The organism is Sphingomonas sp. SKA58 (assembly GCF_000153545.1).
Lineage (GTDB): Bacteria > Pseudomonadota > Alphaproteobacteria > Sphingomonadales > Sphingomonadaceae > Sphingobium > Sphingobium soli.
This window is the reverse complement of sequence record NZ_CH959306.1, coordinates 580,432-594,816: the sequence shown is the minus strand read 5'-3', so window position 1 is coordinate 594,816 and position 14,385 is coordinate 580,432. Positions and strand designations below refer to the sequence as shown.

19 protein-coding genes are annotated in these 14,385 nt (G+C 64.8%); 6 read left to right on the top strand and 13 right to left on the bottom strand.

What is annotated here, in order from left to right:
• Positions 1–6 precede the first annotated feature (6 nt).
• The 3 genes from SKA58_RS03385 to SKA58_RS03375 all read left to right on the top strand — a co-directional run bounded on the left by SKA58_RS03385 (position 7) and on the right by SKA58_RS03375 (position 1,365).
• Positions 7–411, top strand: coding sequence for a PTS sugar transporter subunit IIA (locus SKA58_RS03385; RefSeq protein WP_009820945.1), 405 nt, complete (start codon positions 7–9; stop codon positions 409–411).
• The gene (locus tag SKA58_RS03380) at positions 408–680 is read left to right on the top strand and encodes an HPr family phosphocarrier protein (protein WP_009820944.1); all 273 of its coding nucleotides are present in this window, start codon (positions 408–410) and stop codon (positions 678–680) included. The genes SKA58_RS03385 and SKA58_RS03380 overlap by 4 nt, the downstream gene beginning before the upstream one ends.
• A gap of 88 nt (positions 681–768) precedes the next feature.
• Positions 769–1,365 carry a hypothetical protein gene (locus SKA58_RS03375; RefSeq protein ID WP_009820943.1) on the top strand — a complete coding sequence of 199 codons (597 nt, stop codon included), beginning with the start codon at positions 769–771 and terminating at the stop codon, positions 1,363–1,365.
• A 261-nt stretch (positions 1,366–1,626) separates the two neighbouring features.
• Here the strand turns inward: SKA58_RS03375 and SKA58_RS03370 are convergent, their stop codons facing one another.
• Positions 1,627–2,739, bottom strand: coding sequence for an AI-2E family transporter (locus SKA58_RS03370; RefSeq protein WP_009820942.1), 1,113 nt, complete (start codon positions 2,737–2,739; stop codon positions 1,627–1,629).
• A gap of 123 nt (positions 2,740–2,862) precedes the next feature.
• Between SKA58_RS03370 and SKA58_RS03365 the strand changes: the two genes are divergently transcribed.
• The gene (locus SKA58_RS03365; RefSeq protein WP_009820941.1) at positions 2,863–3,663 is read left to right on the top strand and encodes a TrmH family RNA methyltransferase; all 801 of its coding nucleotides are present in this window, start codon (positions 2,863–2,865) and stop codon (positions 3,661–3,663) included.
• Between the two features lie 58 nt (positions 3,664–3,721).
• Positions 3,722–5,041 (top strand): MFS transporter, encoded by a 1,320-nt coding sequence (locus SKA58_RS03360; protein ID WP_009820940.1) that lies wholly within the window; start codon positions 3,722–3,724, stop codon positions 5,039–5,041.
• A 4-nt stretch (positions 5,042–5,045) separates the two neighbouring features.
• Here the strand turns inward: SKA58_RS03360 and SKA58_RS03355 are convergent, their stop codons facing one another.
• The 12 genes from SKA58_RS03355 to SKA58_RS03300 form a co-directional block, all read right to left on the bottom strand.
• Positions 5,046–5,360, bottom strand: coding sequence for a hypothetical protein (locus SKA58_RS03355; RefSeq protein ID WP_009820939.1), 315 nt, complete (start codon positions 5,358–5,360; stop codon positions 5,046–5,048).
• A 5-nt stretch (positions 5,361–5,365) separates the two neighbouring features.
• Positions 5,366–5,824, bottom strand: coding sequence for a hypothetical protein (locus SKA58_RS03350; RefSeq protein ID WP_009820938.1), 459 nt, complete (start codon positions 5,822–5,824; stop codon positions 5,366–5,368).
• Positions 5,825–5,956: 132 nt separating this feature from the next.
• On the bottom strand, positions 5,957–6,325 hold the full coding sequence (gene rplS, locus SKA58_RS03345) for a 50S ribosomal protein L19 (protein ID WP_009820937.1): 369 nt from the start codon (positions 6,323–6,325) through the stop codon (positions 5,957–5,959).
• 7 nt (positions 6,326–6,332) lie between these two features.
• Positions 6,333–7,070, bottom strand: coding sequence for a tRNA (guanosine(37)-N1)-methyltransferase TrmD (trmD, locus tag SKA58_RS03340; RefSeq protein ID WP_009820936.1), 738 nt, complete (start codon positions 7,068–7,070; stop codon positions 6,333–6,335).
• A complete protein-coding gene (locus SKA58_RS03335) occupies positions 7,067–7,348 on the bottom strand; it encodes a hypothetical protein (protein ID WP_009820935.1) in 282 nt (93 codons plus the stop codon). Before SKA58_RS03335 ends, trmD begins: the two co-directional genes overlap by 4 nt.
• A gap of 48 nt (positions 7,349–7,396) precedes the next feature.
• Positions 7,397–8,893: a serine hydrolase domain-containing protein gene (locus tag SKA58_RS03330; RefSeq protein WP_009820934.1), complete on the bottom strand. Its 1,497-nt coding sequence runs from the start codon at positions 8,891–8,893 to the stop codon at positions 7,397–7,399.
• Positions 8,890–9,288, bottom strand: coding sequence for a type II toxin-antitoxin system VapC family toxin (locus tag SKA58_RS03325; protein WP_009820933.1), 399 nt, complete (start codon positions 9,286–9,288; stop codon positions 8,890–8,892). The genes SKA58_RS03330 and SKA58_RS03325 overlap by 4 nt, the downstream gene beginning before the upstream one ends.
• On the bottom strand, positions 9,285–9,551 hold the full coding sequence (locus tag SKA58_RS03320; protein ID WP_009820932.1) for an AbrB/MazE/SpoVT family DNA-binding domain-containing protein: 267 nt from the start codon (positions 9,549–9,551) through the stop codon (positions 9,285–9,287). Before SKA58_RS03320 ends, SKA58_RS03325 begins: the two co-directional genes overlap by 4 nt.
• Before the next feature lie 31 nt (positions 9,552–9,582).
• Entirely contained in the window at positions 9,583–10,062 is a 480-nt protein-coding gene (gene rimM, locus SKA58_RS03315) for a ribosome maturation factor RimM (protein ID WP_009820931.1), read from the bottom strand.
• 5 nt (positions 10,063–10,067) lie between these two features.
• Complete coding sequence (rpsP, locus tag SKA58_RS03310) at positions 10,068–10,517, bottom strand: 30S ribosomal protein S16 (protein ID WP_009820930.1); 450 nt, start codon at positions 10,515–10,517, stop codon at positions 10,068–10,070.
• A 43-nt stretch (positions 10,518–10,560) separates the two neighbouring features.
• Positions 10,561–12,036 (bottom strand): signal recognition particle protein, encoded by a 1,476-nt coding sequence (gene ffh, locus SKA58_RS03305; RefSeq protein WP_009820929.1) that lies wholly within the window; start codon positions 12,034–12,036, stop codon positions 10,561–10,563.
• 266 nt (positions 12,037–12,302) lie between these two features.
• Complete coding sequence (locus tag SKA58_RS03300) at positions 12,303–12,644, bottom strand: hypothetical protein (protein WP_009820927.1); 342 nt, start codon at positions 12,642–12,644, stop codon at positions 12,303–12,305.
• A 346-nt stretch (positions 12,645–12,990) separates the two neighbouring features.
• Between SKA58_RS03300 and SKA58_RS03295 the strand changes: the two genes are divergently transcribed.
• Positions 12,991–14,382: an amino acid permease gene (locus tag SKA58_RS03295; protein WP_009820926.1), complete on the top strand. Its 1,392-nt coding sequence runs from the start codon at positions 12,991–12,993 to the stop codon at positions 14,380–14,382.
• The last annotated feature ends 3 nt before the right edge of the window (positions 14,383–14,385 follow it).

Sequence of the window (14,385 nt, the reverse complement as noted above, 5' to 3'; positions counted from 1 at the left end):
AAGCACATGATCGGACTCGTTCTCGTCACCCATGGGTCGCTGGCGACCGAATTCGTCGTCGCCATGGAACATGTCGTAGGGCCGCAGCAGCAGATTGCGACGATCTGCATCGGCCCGGAAGACGATATGGAATTGCGCCGCGCGGACATTGCCGCCGCGGTCGCGCGCGTCAATGATGGGGCGGGCGTCATCCTTCTCACCGACCTGTTCGGCGGCACGCCGTCGAACCTGGCCATCTCGCTGCTCAAGGCCGGCGAGATCGAGGTGATTGCGGGCATCAACCTGCCCATGCTCATCCGCCTGGAAAGCGCGCGCAAGGTCATGGACGTGCGCGCCGCCGTCGCCGCCGCGCGCGAGGCGGGCCAGAAATATATCAGCGTCGCATCGGAATTGTTGGGCAGCACTGCATGAACGAATTCAGCCAGGACGTCCGCATCACCAACAAGCGCGGCCTCCACGCCCGCGCCAGCGCGAAATTCGTGACCCTGGCGAGCGGCCTGCCCGCTGACGTCACCGTCAGCAAGGACGGCCATCATGTCACCGGCACGTCGATCATGGGGCTGATGATGCTGGGCGCGGCGATGGGCGACCAGATCACGATCAAGGCAACGGGGCCGGACGCCGCGCAGGCGCTCAGCCAACTCGTCACCCTGGTCGAGGACAAGTTCGGGGAAGAATAGGCGCGGCCGGCTGGCAAAGCGGCGCTGGCATATTTTCCCACTATGCGTGCGCCCTTCCGATAGGATCGCCTTTTGCTGGAGCCACCCCATGACCATGATGCCCCTGCCCCTGAACGCGCATCGACCCTCGATCCTTGTCCGCCATATCGCGGCGCTGGTCGGCATGGTCGCGCTCAGCGCACCGCTGGCCGCCCAGACGGCCCCGCCCCCGCAACAGGGCACGATCGCGGTCGAAGCGCATCTTGCTGACGGCAGCCGCGACGGCACGACCGAAAGCGCGCGCGACGCCGCGGGAGAGGCGCTTTCGGCGCGCGGCTTCACCTTGCTGGATGGCGCGGATCATGCGGCCTACTGGATGGAACTGGTCATCGACCGGTCCGACGTCGGCACCGGCGACGCAAAGGTCGCGCCGTCCAGCTCCAACCTTGCGAATGGCGGCGTACCCGGAGCTGCGGGCTCCGTCTTCAAGGTGCCGCTGCCATCGGGCAAGTCGCGCCATGTCGCGCTGCAAAAGACGCGGCTGGACATGATCCTGCGCAAACGGGGCAGCGCGGCGTCGGTCTGGCGCGGATCGGCGGTCACGGTGCGGTCTTCGGACCAGCAGGATGCGGCGGCTAAGGCGCTCAGCGGCGCATTGGTGCGCGCTTATCCGGCCCAGTCCGACGCCGTCATCGGCGTGCCCTGAACCGCTAACCCTGCGCAATGCGGAAGGCCAGGATAAGAGTTCCAATGTTGGATTTTATCTGATCTATCCTGCTGGATGTCGTCCATCCGGCCTCTTGTGACACGTGCGCCGCGCCCGATCGTGAGGCGCCATCGGCCTGTGGCGTCGGGTTCGCGCAGGTGTCGCTTCAGTGTCGCGTCGCAGTCGCCTAGTGGTCGCTTCCGCCCGCAAAAGCGCCACGACACTGTGAACTTCGGACGTCTGACAGGTCGGAACGCCTCGTCAGCGCTCCTTCGCCGCGTCGATGCCCGCATCCTCCCCCCGCATCCGGGTGAAGATATTCCACGTCGCGATGAACAAAGCCGCGATCACCGGGCCGATGACGATGCCGTTGAAGCCGAACAGTTCCAGCCCGCCCAGCGTGGAGATGAGCACCACATAATCGGGAATGCGCGTGTCGCGGCCGACCAGGATGGGGCGGAGCACATTGTCGACCGACCCGATCACCAGCGCGCCGCACACGACCAGCACCACGCCCTGCCACACCGCGCCGGTGGCGAACAGATAGATGGCGACGGGCACCCACACGATCGCGGTGCCGATCGCGGGCAACAGCGAAAAGGCGCCCATGAGCACCCCCCAGAGCAGCGCGCCCTGGATGTCCAGCGCCCAGAAGACCAGCCCGCCGATCAACCCTTGCACGATGGCGACGACGATGCTGCCCTTGATCGTGGCGCGGGTGACGATGACGAACTGCTCGATCAAGGCGGTGCGCTGTCCCGCGCGCAGCGGCGCGGCGGCGGCGACCTTGCGCGCCAGCCAGTCGCCATCGCGCAACAGGAAGAAGGCCAGATAGAGCATGACGCCCAGCGCCACGAAGAAGCTGAAGGCGCTCTGCCCGATTTGGAACGCCTGGCCCGCCAGCGTGCGGAAACTGCTGGTCAGCCCCCGCGTCACCATTTCCTGCGCGGCATAGAAATTGGTGATGCCCAGCCGCTGGACATAGGGGCGCAACCAGTCGGGCAGCGCCGCGATCACGTCGTAGAACAGGCGAACGAAATTGATCTCGCCCGACTGGACCTTGCCATAGAAATAGGTCGCTTCCTGCAACAGCGCCGCGCCCAGGACGAAGGCAGGGACGATCACCACCAGCAAAATGAGGAGCAAGGTCAGCAGCGCCGCCGCATTGGTCCGCCCCGGCATCTGCGCGCGGATGCGATGATGCACCGGCGCGAACACGATCGCGACGATGACGCCCCACAGGATCGCGGCGAAAAAGGGTTCGATAACCAGAGCGAAGGCGACCGACACCAGCAGCACGAAGCCAAGGAAGAAGCCATCTTCCAGCTTGATCGACAGGTGCATGGGCGGCGGCGCATCGGAATCGGGTGTCATGACGCATCCTTGGCAAAATCCTTGCGCCAAATCCATCGCCCTGCGCGGGGCAAGCCTGTCCTTTTGCGCTTGTGCCCGCTAAGGAAGCCGCCTGTTTATCTCCAGCATGGGCATATCGGCGCAGTGGCACGTGAAATCACCGGTTTTTCCAACCCGCTGGTCAAGCGCGTCCGCAGCTTGCGGGAAAAGAAATATCGCAAGGCCGAAGGGCTGTTCCTGGCCGAAGGGCTGCGCATCCTGACCGAAGCGCGCGAGGAAGGCGTGCTGCCCGAAATGCTGTTCCACGCCGGCACCGCCCATCCGCTGGGCCTGGAACTGATCGACGATATCGAGGCAGCGGGCGGCGACGTCATCGTCACCACGCCCGATATCCTGTCCAAGATCAGCGGCAAGGACAATGCGCAGGCACTCGTCGGCGTCTATCGCGACCGGCTGACGCCGCTGGCCGCGCTTGACCGGAGCAGCGCCGACATCTGGATCGTCGCCCAGTCGCTGCGCGATCCCGGCAATCTGGGCACGATATTGCGCACCGGCGACGCAGTCGGCGCGGGCGGCCTCATCCTGATTGACGATTGCGTCGATCCCTTCTCGGTCGAATCGGTGCGCGCCAGCATGGGCGCGCTCTTCACCCAGTCGATCACGCAGGCGCGGTGGGAAGAGTTCCTCCCCTGGCTGCGCGGCGGCGCGGGCCAACTGATCGGCACCAGCCTCAAGGCCACGCAGGATTATCAGGAGCCGGCCTATCAAAGCCCCAGCTTCCTGCTGGTCGGCAACGAGGCCCAGGGCCTGCCCGCCGACTATGAAGCGCAATGCGACCTGCTGGTCAAAATGCCGATGCGCGGCAAGGCCGACAGCCTCAATGCCGCGGTGGCCACTGCGGTGATGGCCTATGAGCTGCTGAACCAGAGGCGAAAGACATCATGACTGTCATCCCGGCGAAGGCCGGGATCTCACTTTTCTTTACCGCGACAAAGGCAGAGAGATGCCAGCCTTCGCTGGCATGACGAATTCCGGGGGGCGAAAAAACGTGACACAGACCAGCGGCATCGGCGAAATGTGGCGGCACAAGCGCGTGCTCGCGGCCAGCCTGATCGGCACGGCGGTCGAATTTTACGACTTCTACATCTACGCCACCGCCGCCAGCCTGATTTTTCCCGCGCTGTTCTTTCCGGCATCCTCCCCGACCGCGCAACTCATGGCCTCCTATGGCAGCCTCGCTCTCGCCTTCTTCGCGCGGCCGCTGGGCGCGGCGGTGTTCGGCCATTATGGCGACCGGGTCGGGCGCAAGGCGACACTGGTGACGTCGCTGATGCTGATGGGTGGCTGCACGCTGGCGATCGGCTTCCTGCCCACCCATGCGCAGATCGGCTGGTGGGCACCGCTGATCCTCTGCCTGCTGCGCTTCGGCCAGGGTCTTGGCCTGGGCGGCGAATGGGGCGGCGCGGCGCTACTGGCGGTGGAAAACGCGCCGCCGGGCTGGCGCGCGCGTTTCGGCATGTTCCCGCAGCTGGGCGCGCCGGTCGGCTTCATCGCCGCCAACGGCCTGTTCCTGATCCTCGACACGGCATTGTCCGAAGCGGATTTCCTCGCCTGGGGCTGGCGCCTGCCATTCCTGGGCAGCGCGGTGCTGGTGTTCCTGGGCCTGTGGGTCCGCCTCAAGCTAACCGAAACGCCCGAATTTGCAGCGGCGCAGGCGGAAGCGCCACCCCCCGCCCTGCCGCTCGCCACGCTGCTGCGCGATCATCTGGGCGCGGCCATTGCCGGCACCTTCGCGGTCGTCGCCTGCTTTGCCGTCTATTATATCGCCACCGCCTTCGCGCTGGGCTACGGCACGACGACATTGGGTATCGACCGCAGCATCTTCCTGTCGCTGCAACTCGGCGCAATCCTGTTCATGGCAGTGGGCATCGTCCTGGCCGGCTGGTGGTCGGACCAGCGCACGCCGACGCGCGTGCTGGCCTGGGGCTGCGCGGGCACGACGCTGATGGGACTTGCCTTCGGACCGATGATCGGCACGGGCGCGCTGCTCCCTATCTTCGCGATCCTGGCGATCGCCCTGTTCCTGATGGGCTTCGTCTACGGCCCGCTGGGCGCCTATCTGCCCGCGCTCTTCCCGATCCAGCTGCGCTATACTGGCGCGTCCTTCGCCTTTAACCTTGGCGGCATCATCGGCGGCGCGCTCGCCCCGATCGTCGCCACCTGGCTGATCGCGGCGCAAGGTGTGGCGCTGGTCGGCCTCTACATGACCGCGGCCGCAGCCATCAGCCTCGCGGGCCTGTGGTGGACCAGCCGCGCCGCCTGATCGATCAGCGCAACATGCGCACCGCGATCCAGGCGCTGGGCAGGCCGATAACCAGAGCAACGCCCAGCGCATAGACCAGGAAGAAGACCATGGCGAAGACGACCATCCCGGTCGTCCCGCCCGGTTCCTGCGGCTGCGGCCCCGCCAGCGTGATTACCAGCACCACGGCAAAGGCGATCAGCGCCAGCAGGGGAAAGGCGGACGCCGCGACCAGCACCTGCCGCCCGGCGCTCAGGTCCGGCCAGCGGCCAAGACTGAACTTCGCCGCGCCAAAGCTCATCAGGATCGCCAGCAGCGCCGACCCGATCAGAAAGCCCATCGTCCCTAATCCGCGCAAGGCTGCGGCGGCAGCGTCTTGCCGGCACCGTCCAGCGACTGCACCGCAAACCGCCCGTCCGCATAGCGGACCGTCACAATGTCCCGTGCGCGCAAGTCGCCCCACAGTTGACGAAAGGCCGGCGACCGCGCCGCATCCGCAATATGCACGTCGCCCCGCTTATCCGTCATGAAGCGCGTTTCGCGCGACCCGGAGCGCGAGGAGGCTATGAGCCGCAACTGGCTATCGGGCGGCGGTGCCTGCCCTTTGATCTGCGCCATGATCGTCACCGCCCTGCCCTTGCACGACAGGTTGAGCGCGCCGCCTGTGGGCGAATCCCATTGCCCGGTCAGATATTCGCTGACGCCGTTCTGATAGGCATAGGTCCACATGGATTTCCCCGCCGCCGGCAGCGCGGCTGGCAGGGCGATGACGGCGACCGCCGCAAGTCCCGATATGATGCGCATCTCTCTCTCCTCGCCATCACGGAAGGATAAGCGCACCTGGCAGCCACGAGGTTCCCGGAGGGCCCGGGACAAAAAAAGGCGGCGAGCCGAAGCCGCCGCCTTTCCTTACCCTCAGGTCTGATCGCGCGGCGATCAGCCTTCGCTGCGGGTGTCGCGGCGCTCGGCGATACGAGCGCGCTTGCCGGTGCGGCCACGCAGATAATAGAGCTTGGCGCGACGCACGACACCGCGGCGAACGACAGTGATCGAATCGATGTTGGGCGAATAAAGCGGGAACACACGCTCCACGCCTTCGCCGAACGAAATCTTGCGCACGGTGAAGTTGGATCCCATGCCCTTGTTCGAGCGGGCGATGCACACGCCTTCATAATTCTGGACGCGGCTGCGGTCGCCTTCCTTGACCTTGACGCCCACGCGCAGCGTGTCGCCGGGGCGGAAGTCTGGGATATCCTTGGCGAGGGCGGCGATGCTTTCCGCCTCGATCTGCTGGATGATGTTCATGTCACACTCAGTCCTTGGTCGTTCGTTGCGCACCAGAGGGCGGCTGGTCCCGAACGCCGATATGACGTTCCCAAAGGTCCGGCCGCCTTAGCCGTGTATCCTCCTCCGCCCTTTGTTTCCGCCAGGCGGCGATTTTCGCATGATCCCCCGATCGCAACAGTTGCGGGATCGTGCGCCCCTCCCATTCCACCGGGCGGGTATAATGCGGATATTCGAGCAGCCCTGTTTCGAAGGATTCCTCGACTCCGCTGGAAGCCGCGCCCATTACACCGGGAAGCAGCCGCACGCAAGCGTCGAGCAGCAGCAACGCAGCCATCTCCCCGCCCGACAGGATGATGTCGCCCATGCTGACCTGTTCGATGGCGCGCGCTTCGAAAATCCGCTCGTCAAACCCCTCGAACCGGCCGCACAATATGGTCGCGCCCGGCCCTGCGGCCAGGTCGCGCACACGCGCCTGCGTGATCGGGCGTCCGCGCGGCGTCATCGCCAGCACCGGCAGGTCGGGCCGCTTGTCCAGCGCATGATCCACCGCCTTGCCCAGCACGTCGGCGCGCAACACCATCCCCGCGCCCCCGCCCGCCGGCGTATCGTCCACGGTGCGATGCTTGTCCGCCGCGAAGTCGCGGATCTGGATTGGGTCGCACGCCCATTTCCCCTCGGTCAAAGCCCGCCCTGCAAGCGACACGCCCAGCGGTCCGGGAAACATTTCCGGATAGAGCGTAAGGATCTGCGCGGTGAAGGTCATCCGCGCCGCCTCGCCCGCAGCCGCGCGGCGGAAAAGCCGCCGGCAAGGCACAGCATGCCGCAGACAAGCAGCGTCAGGCCGAAGCGGATCAGCAGGTCCGACCAGCCATCCTGCCGCGTCATGCCTGGCAAAATGAAGAGCAAGGGCATCGGCAGGACGAGCGCGAACGCCACCGCGATCTTGACGCCCGTGCGCCAGCTTATCCCCCACAGTCGCCACCCCGCCGCGAGCAGGAATAGCAGATACAGCATCAGGACGATTTGCGGGACGACAGCCATATCGCCGCGCTTAGGCGATGGGGCGGGCAGCGTCCAGCAGGCGCCGCTTCATGGCTGGCGGGCAACCAGCTTCAATTCCTGAATCCCTGCTGTCGGCGTTGGCGCAAGCAGCAACGTCCCGTCCACACGCCCGCGCTCGCACGACCAGGTAAAGCTGCCGGACAGATTGCCGCTGGCCGAGATCGGCGCGTCCGTGCGGCAGTCCCCCACTTCACGGCGCAATGCAGCGAGCCGACGCGTCCAGCTGTCTGCATCGCTGTCCATCAGCATGTTCATCGCCAACCGCTCGCGCACCGCCAATATATTTCCAGCCGCATAGATTTGGCCCGCAGCGGCATAGCCGTCAGCTAGAAGCGGCGTTACCGGCGGCTCCCGCGCAACCAGCGCACCTGCCTGCTTCAAAGCGACCGCCGCATCCCAGGCCGGACCCGCCCCGCCATTATAGGTGCGGTTAGTGAAAACGAAAATGCCCACGCCATAGTCCGGCATCAGCATCACATGGCTGCCATAGCCGGGGTAGCCGCCGCCATGGGACAGGGTCAGCCCCAAGTCGCAATCCTGCGCGACGCGCATGCCAAAACCATAGGCCGCCGCCTGCTTGCAAGCGCTCGGCCCGCTCTTGCCATTGCGCTGCGCCAGCTTCGCGAAATTGCTGCCCTGCGCCAGCATCCGCACCGACGCGCGCGAGACCGGCGCTTGATCCGGATCATCCCGTGCCGGCCAGGCCGACAGCAGGAAGGCGACCCAGCGCGCATAGTCGGTCGCGCTGGTCTGCAAGCCCCCCATCGCGCCGAACGCGCCATCGTCCATGTCCGGCTCGCGCAGCCACCGCCCTTCCTCCCAGCGATAACCCAGCGCGCGCCGATCCTGTGGCCATTCACGCACGGCATAGCCGCTCGACGTCATGCCGATCGGGCCAAGCAGGATGCGTTCGACATAGCGGCGATAGGGCATGCCGCTCACATTGGCGATCACCCGGCCGAGCAGCGCATAGCCAAGATTGCTATATTCATAGCGCGTACCCGGCGCGGTGTTGAACGGCACGCCCTGTGCCAGCAACCGCGTGAATGCCTCCTGCGGCATCGGCGTCTGCCGGTCGCCCCATGGATTGTCATCGACGAACCCGGCGCTGTGGGTCAGAAGGTCGCGGATGCGGATGCGCGGACTGTCCTTCGTGGGATAGGTCCACTGGCGCAGTTCGGGGACATGCTGTTCCGCCAGGTCATCCAGCGACAACTTGCCGTCTTCGCGCAGCTTGAGGATGGAAAGCGCGGTGAACGCCTTGGTCATCGATGCGATGCGGAACAGGCTGTCGGGCGTGACCGGGCGTTTCTGGTCCAGATCCTGCACGCCAAAAGCCTTTACATGGACCAGACGCCCATTGGCGACGATGCCATAGATAAGGCCGGGGGAATGGCTGTCTTGCCTGAAATCATGGAACAGGCGGTCGATGTCAGGGACGACAGCAGCGATCTTCTTTTCGTCTGCCTGCGCGTGGGCAAGGGCGGGAAAGCAAAGCAGCAGGAGCACCAGCCAGAACTTCACAGGGTCCAGTCCTCCATTTTCAAGCCCTCGATATCCGCGAAGTCCTTCCGATTACGCGTCACCAGAATCATTCCGAGCGCCAACGCCTGTGTTCCGATCAAGCGATCGAAGCTGCTGCGAGGAATGCCGACCTGGGCCGCCACCTGCGCATAGGTCCGCGATGCCGCGTCATCAAAGGGCGCAATATTCAGCAGAGAGAGGAAGGAATCCACCCGCCGCCCGTCCCCTACCGGATCGCTGGACGTGCGATTACCCACCCGCAATTCGGCAGCGGTTATCGCCGACACGCTTAACGCGTCCAGGCAATCGCCCATGCGCCGCGCCAGCGTCGCGCTTCGCCCCAGCAGGAAATCAATGCAAACATTCGTGTCAAGCAGATAGAGCGACGTCGTCATGCGGCCTGGGTCGCGGCATGGCTCCAGTCACGGTCATCTTGAGCCGTATCGTCCCGGCCATCCGCCATGAAGCCGGCAGACATGCTGCCGTAAAGTCCCATCAGGACCTCCCGCGCCCGATCCTGTCGCCAGAAGAAAAAGCTGCCATCGTCATGCGAGACGAGCGTCACTTCTTCGCCTTCCTGCAGCCCCAGCGCCTTGGGCAGGCGCAAGGCAAGGCTGTTGCCCGACTTGAACACCTTGGACTTATACTCTTCGCCCATGGGACGCCTCCGTATATACGGGCCGTATATACTATTCCACGAATGCAGCGTCAATCACAGCTCCGCCGTCGCCCAGCGTCACCGCATGCATCGGCACCATGAAGCGCTTGCCACTGGCGCGTTGCACTTCGACAATGTCGCCCGCGCCGAAATTCTCGACCGCGACGACGGTGCCCAGCGCCTCGCCCGTGCTGGATGCGCAGGGCAGGTCGATAAGGTCGACATGATAATATTCGCCCTCGCCCAACGGCGGCAGGGCGGATCGCGGCACTGTCAATTCCGTGCCGCGCAGCGCCTCGGCCGCGCCGCGATCGCCGATTTCGGCAAAGCGAGCGACCGCGCCATTGGGGCCAGCGCGCACCGACTTCAATGTCAGCGTGCGCCCGGCGGCCATGAAGGCGCCATAGCCCTTCAAGCTGTCCGGCCCATCGCCGAACAGCTTGAGACGAACCTCGCCCGTCACCCCATGCGCCCCAGTGACGACGGCCAGAGTGACGGGCTTGTCGGTCAAGTCGATCAGCCTTCGGCCTGCTCGGCAGTGGCTTCTTCGGCGGGCGCGGCTTCCTCAGCAGGAGTTTCAGCCGGCGCGTTGGCGGCTTCTTCCGCAGCCTTGCGGGCTTCTTCGGCCTCGGCAGCCTTGGTAGCGCGATCTTCCGCGCGGTCCTTGGCCTTCTGGCCCGGCTCCGCCTTCTTGGGGTTGTTGCGGGCAGCGCGTTCCTTCACGCCGGCGGCGTCCAGGAAGCGGGCTACGCGGTCGGTCGGCTGCGCACCGGCGGCGACCCAGTGCTTCGCGCGCTCGATGTCCAGAACGACGCGCTTTTCATCGCCCTTGGGCAGGACGGGGTTGTAGCTGCCGATGCGCTCGATGAACTTGCCGTCACGCGGCGCGCGGCTGTCAGCGACGACGATGCGATAATAAGGACGCTTCTTGGAGCCGCCGCGCGACAGACGGATGGAGGTTGCCATGGATATTTGCCTTTCTGTTCAACTCTGATCTGTGAAAAACTGCTTATTTCTTCATGAAATTCTGAAAGCCTGGGGGAAGCTTTGGCATGGTGCCGCCAAGACCGCCCAGTCCGCCCAGCCCCGACAGGTCGGGCGGCGTGCCACCTTCGGGACCGCCAGCGCCGCCCAGGCCGCCCATTCCGCCGCCGCCGAACATTTTGGCCAGCCCTTTCAGGCCGCCCATCTTGCGGATCTTCTTCATCGCGCTTTCCATTTCCTGATGCATTTTCAGGAGCCGGTTGACCTCCTGCACCGTGGTGCCGGAACCCTTGGCGATGCGGATCTTGCGCTTGGCGTTGATGAGCGCGGGCTTCTCGCGCTCCTTGGGCGTCATGGAGCCGATCATCGCGTCGAGATGGATCAGCGTCTTGTCATTGGCGCCACTGTTGGCCATCGCCGCCTGCGCTTTTTTGAGGCCCGGCAGCATGCCCGCCAGCGCGCCTAGCCCGCCCATGCGGCGCATCTGATTGAGCTGCGCGCGCAGGTCGTTCATGTCGAACTGACCCTTGGCCATTTTCTTGGCGAGCTTGTCGGCTTCCTCGGCGTCGATCGTCTCGGCGGCCTTTTCCACCAGCGACACGACATCGCCCATGCCCAATATACGCTGCGCGACACGTTGCGGGTGAAAGAGTTCGATCGCGTCGAGCTTCTCGCCGGTGCCCGCAAACTTGATCGGACGGCCCGTGACCGCGCGCATCGAGAGCGCCGCGCCGCCGCGCGCGTCGCCGTCCATGCGGGTCAGCACCACGCCGGTCAGCGGCACCTGCGCGGTGAAGCTGGTCGCGACATTGACCGCGTCCTGGCCGGTGAGCGAATCGACGACCAGCAGGATTTCGGCCGGCGTGGCGACATCCGCCACCGCCTTCATCTCGTCCATCAGCGCCTGATCGACGTGCAGGCGACCGGCGGTGTCGAGCATCACCACGTCGAAGCCCTGGAGCTTCGCCGCCTGCAACGCGCGCCTGGCGATATCGACCGGCTGCTGACCGGCAATGATCGGCAGAGTCGCGACATCCGTCTGCGTGCCCAGCACCGCCAGCTGTTCCTGCGCTGCCGGGCGCTGGACGTCCAGCGAGGCCATCAGCACCTTCTTGCGCTCTTTTTCCTTGAGGCGCTTGGCGATCTTGGCGGTGGAGGTCGTCTTGCCCGAACCCTGCAGGCCGACCATCATGATGACGGCCGGCGGCGTCACGTCGATCATCAGGTCGGACGTGTCCGAACCCAGTGTTTCCGTGAGCGTGTCGGACACGATCTTGACGACCATCTGCCCGGGCGTGACCGAACGCAGCACGTCGCTGCCCACCGCCCGTTCGGTCGCCTGATCGACGAACTGGCGCACCACGGGCAGCGCCACGTCGGCTTCCAGCAGCGCGATTCGCACCTCGCGCATCGCGGCGCGGACATCGTCCTCCGTAAGCGCACCGCGCCCACGCAGCTTATCGAAGACCCCACCTAGGCGATCGCTGAGCGAATCGAACATCAACACCTCATCCGGGCCGAAGCCCTTGAAAATTCGTAGCAGACCCCTCAAACGACAAAATCGCCGGCGGGCGAAACCTCGCCGGCCAGCGTCCATCCGATGCCCCGATTGGGCGCCTTGGAGTCGTCAGAGTCGAACGGCACGCCGCCCGATGCTGGGCGTGCCCTTAGGGGAAAGCGTGCGGAATGGCAAGTGGGGAGCGGTGGTGGCTGGGTTGGGTGGACTGCCGGCTACGGCGCGTGCAGGTCAACTTTGCCGGCGTTCGGTCAATAACGAATGATTTCTGCAAACCGGGAAGTTGACGGATCGGCGGCCGTATCCGCATCGACTTGAATGACCTCAACGTTGTGCTGAGCAGCCAGGTTTCGGACTTGCTCAATAAGACTTGAGATTTGGGAAGTTGAATTCGGCACCGGCAGTTTTGGGTATAAGAAACCACCTTCCGCATCGGTGAGATTCACAGCGTCAAATTCAGCGAGCTTTTCTGCAAACGCTGCCAATCGATTCGACGGTGCCGTGAGGTAGAACGTCAGCCACAAATCCGGAATGTCAAAGTCCGGCCCAGACTGGATGGTCGCCATCCGCTGTTCTATTTCAGTGCTATCCATGGCTCGACGCTAAACCAATCTGCGGTCGTCAGCTATCGAAGATCATCAATCGCCACTTCAATTGCTGCCATTGGTCGATCCTTACTACTCCCTTCGTCATGCTGGGCTTGACCCGGCATCCCACTTATTTGTCTTTGCGAAAAAGCGGGATCCCGGCTCAGGGCCGGGATGACGGTACGGACTCACATTTACAGAGGCTCTTCTACATTGCCCTTCATTGCCAAGCTGTGATCCACAACTGGCACCCGATCACCCACTTTCCGATAGGATCGCCCCCGCGTAATTTTATGTCGCATTTTGCGGGAAATATGCGAAGCTAAGGGATAGCAGAGGGGAGCCTACACGCATGAGTTGGACACGCCGCAAGCCGATGGAGGCCATGGTGCCGCAGGATAGCGGGCATCAACTCGCCCGCACCCTCTCCTGGCCGCACCTGCTGGCGTTGGGCGTCGGCGCGATCGTGGGGACGGGCATCCTGACGCTGATCGGCGTCGGCGCGGACCGGGCGGGGCCGGCCGTCCTTCTTTCCTTCGCCATTGCCGGCGCGATCTGCGCCTGCGCGGCGCTCGCCTATGCCGAACTTTCTACCATGATGCCGGCGGCGGGCAGCGCCTACAGCTACTCCTATGTCGTCCTTGGCGAAGGGATCGCCTGGATCGTGGGATGGTCCCTCATCCTTGAATATAGCCTCGTCGTGTCGACCGTGGCGGTTGGCTGGTCGGGCTATGCCGGGCCGTTACTGACCCCTTTAGGGTTCCCCGAAGCTCTGACCCAAGGGCCGGAACTGGGCGGCATCATCAACCTGCCCGCCATCTTCATCATCGCCGTGGTCGCAGCGCTGCTGATGTTCGGCACGCGCGAAAGCGCACGGCTCAACACCATCCTCGTCCTCATCAAGATCGTGACGTTGAGCCTGTTCGTTGCTTATGCCCTGCCTGCTTTCGACGCCGCGAACCTGGAGCCGTTCATGCCCTTCGGCTTTGCCAAGTCGATGAGCCCCGATGGCGTCGAGCGCGGTGTCATGGCCGCGGCCGCGATCATCTTCTTCGCCTTTTACGGCTTTGACGCGATTTCGACTGCGGCCGAGGAAGCGAAGAACCCCGACCGTGACCTCGCCATCGGCATCGTCGGGTCGCTGATCGTTTGCACGCTGATCTATGTCCTTGTCGCCGCCGCCGCGATCGGCGCACTGCCCTTCACCCGCTTTGCTGACAGCCCCGAACCGCTGGCGCTGATCCTGCGCGAAATGGGACAGGGCGGCATCGCCCGCATTGTCGCCATCGCGGCGGTCATCGCGCTGCCAACGGTGCTGCTGGGCTTCCTCTATGGGCAAAGCCGCATCTTTCTGGTGATGGCGCGCGACGGCTTCCTGCCGCAAGGCCTTGCCCGCATATCGAAACGCGGCACCCCGGCGCGGATCACGCTGGTGACGGCGGTGCTGGTCGCGATCATCGCGGGCCTGCTGCCGATCGACGAGATCGCGGCGCTGGCCAATGCCGGCACGCTGATCGCCTTCACCGCCGTTGGCCTCTGCCTTCTCGTCCTGCGCAAGCGCGCGCCCGACCTGCGCCGCCCGTTCCGCACCCCGGCGGCCTGGATCGTGGGCATCGGCGCGGTCGCGGGCTGCGCCTATCTGTTCCTCAGCCTGCCGATGATGACGATCATGGCCTGCGCGGCCTGGAATGCGATCGGCCTGGCGGTCTATTTTCTCTATGGGCAGAAGCGGGCCTTGGCATGAGGG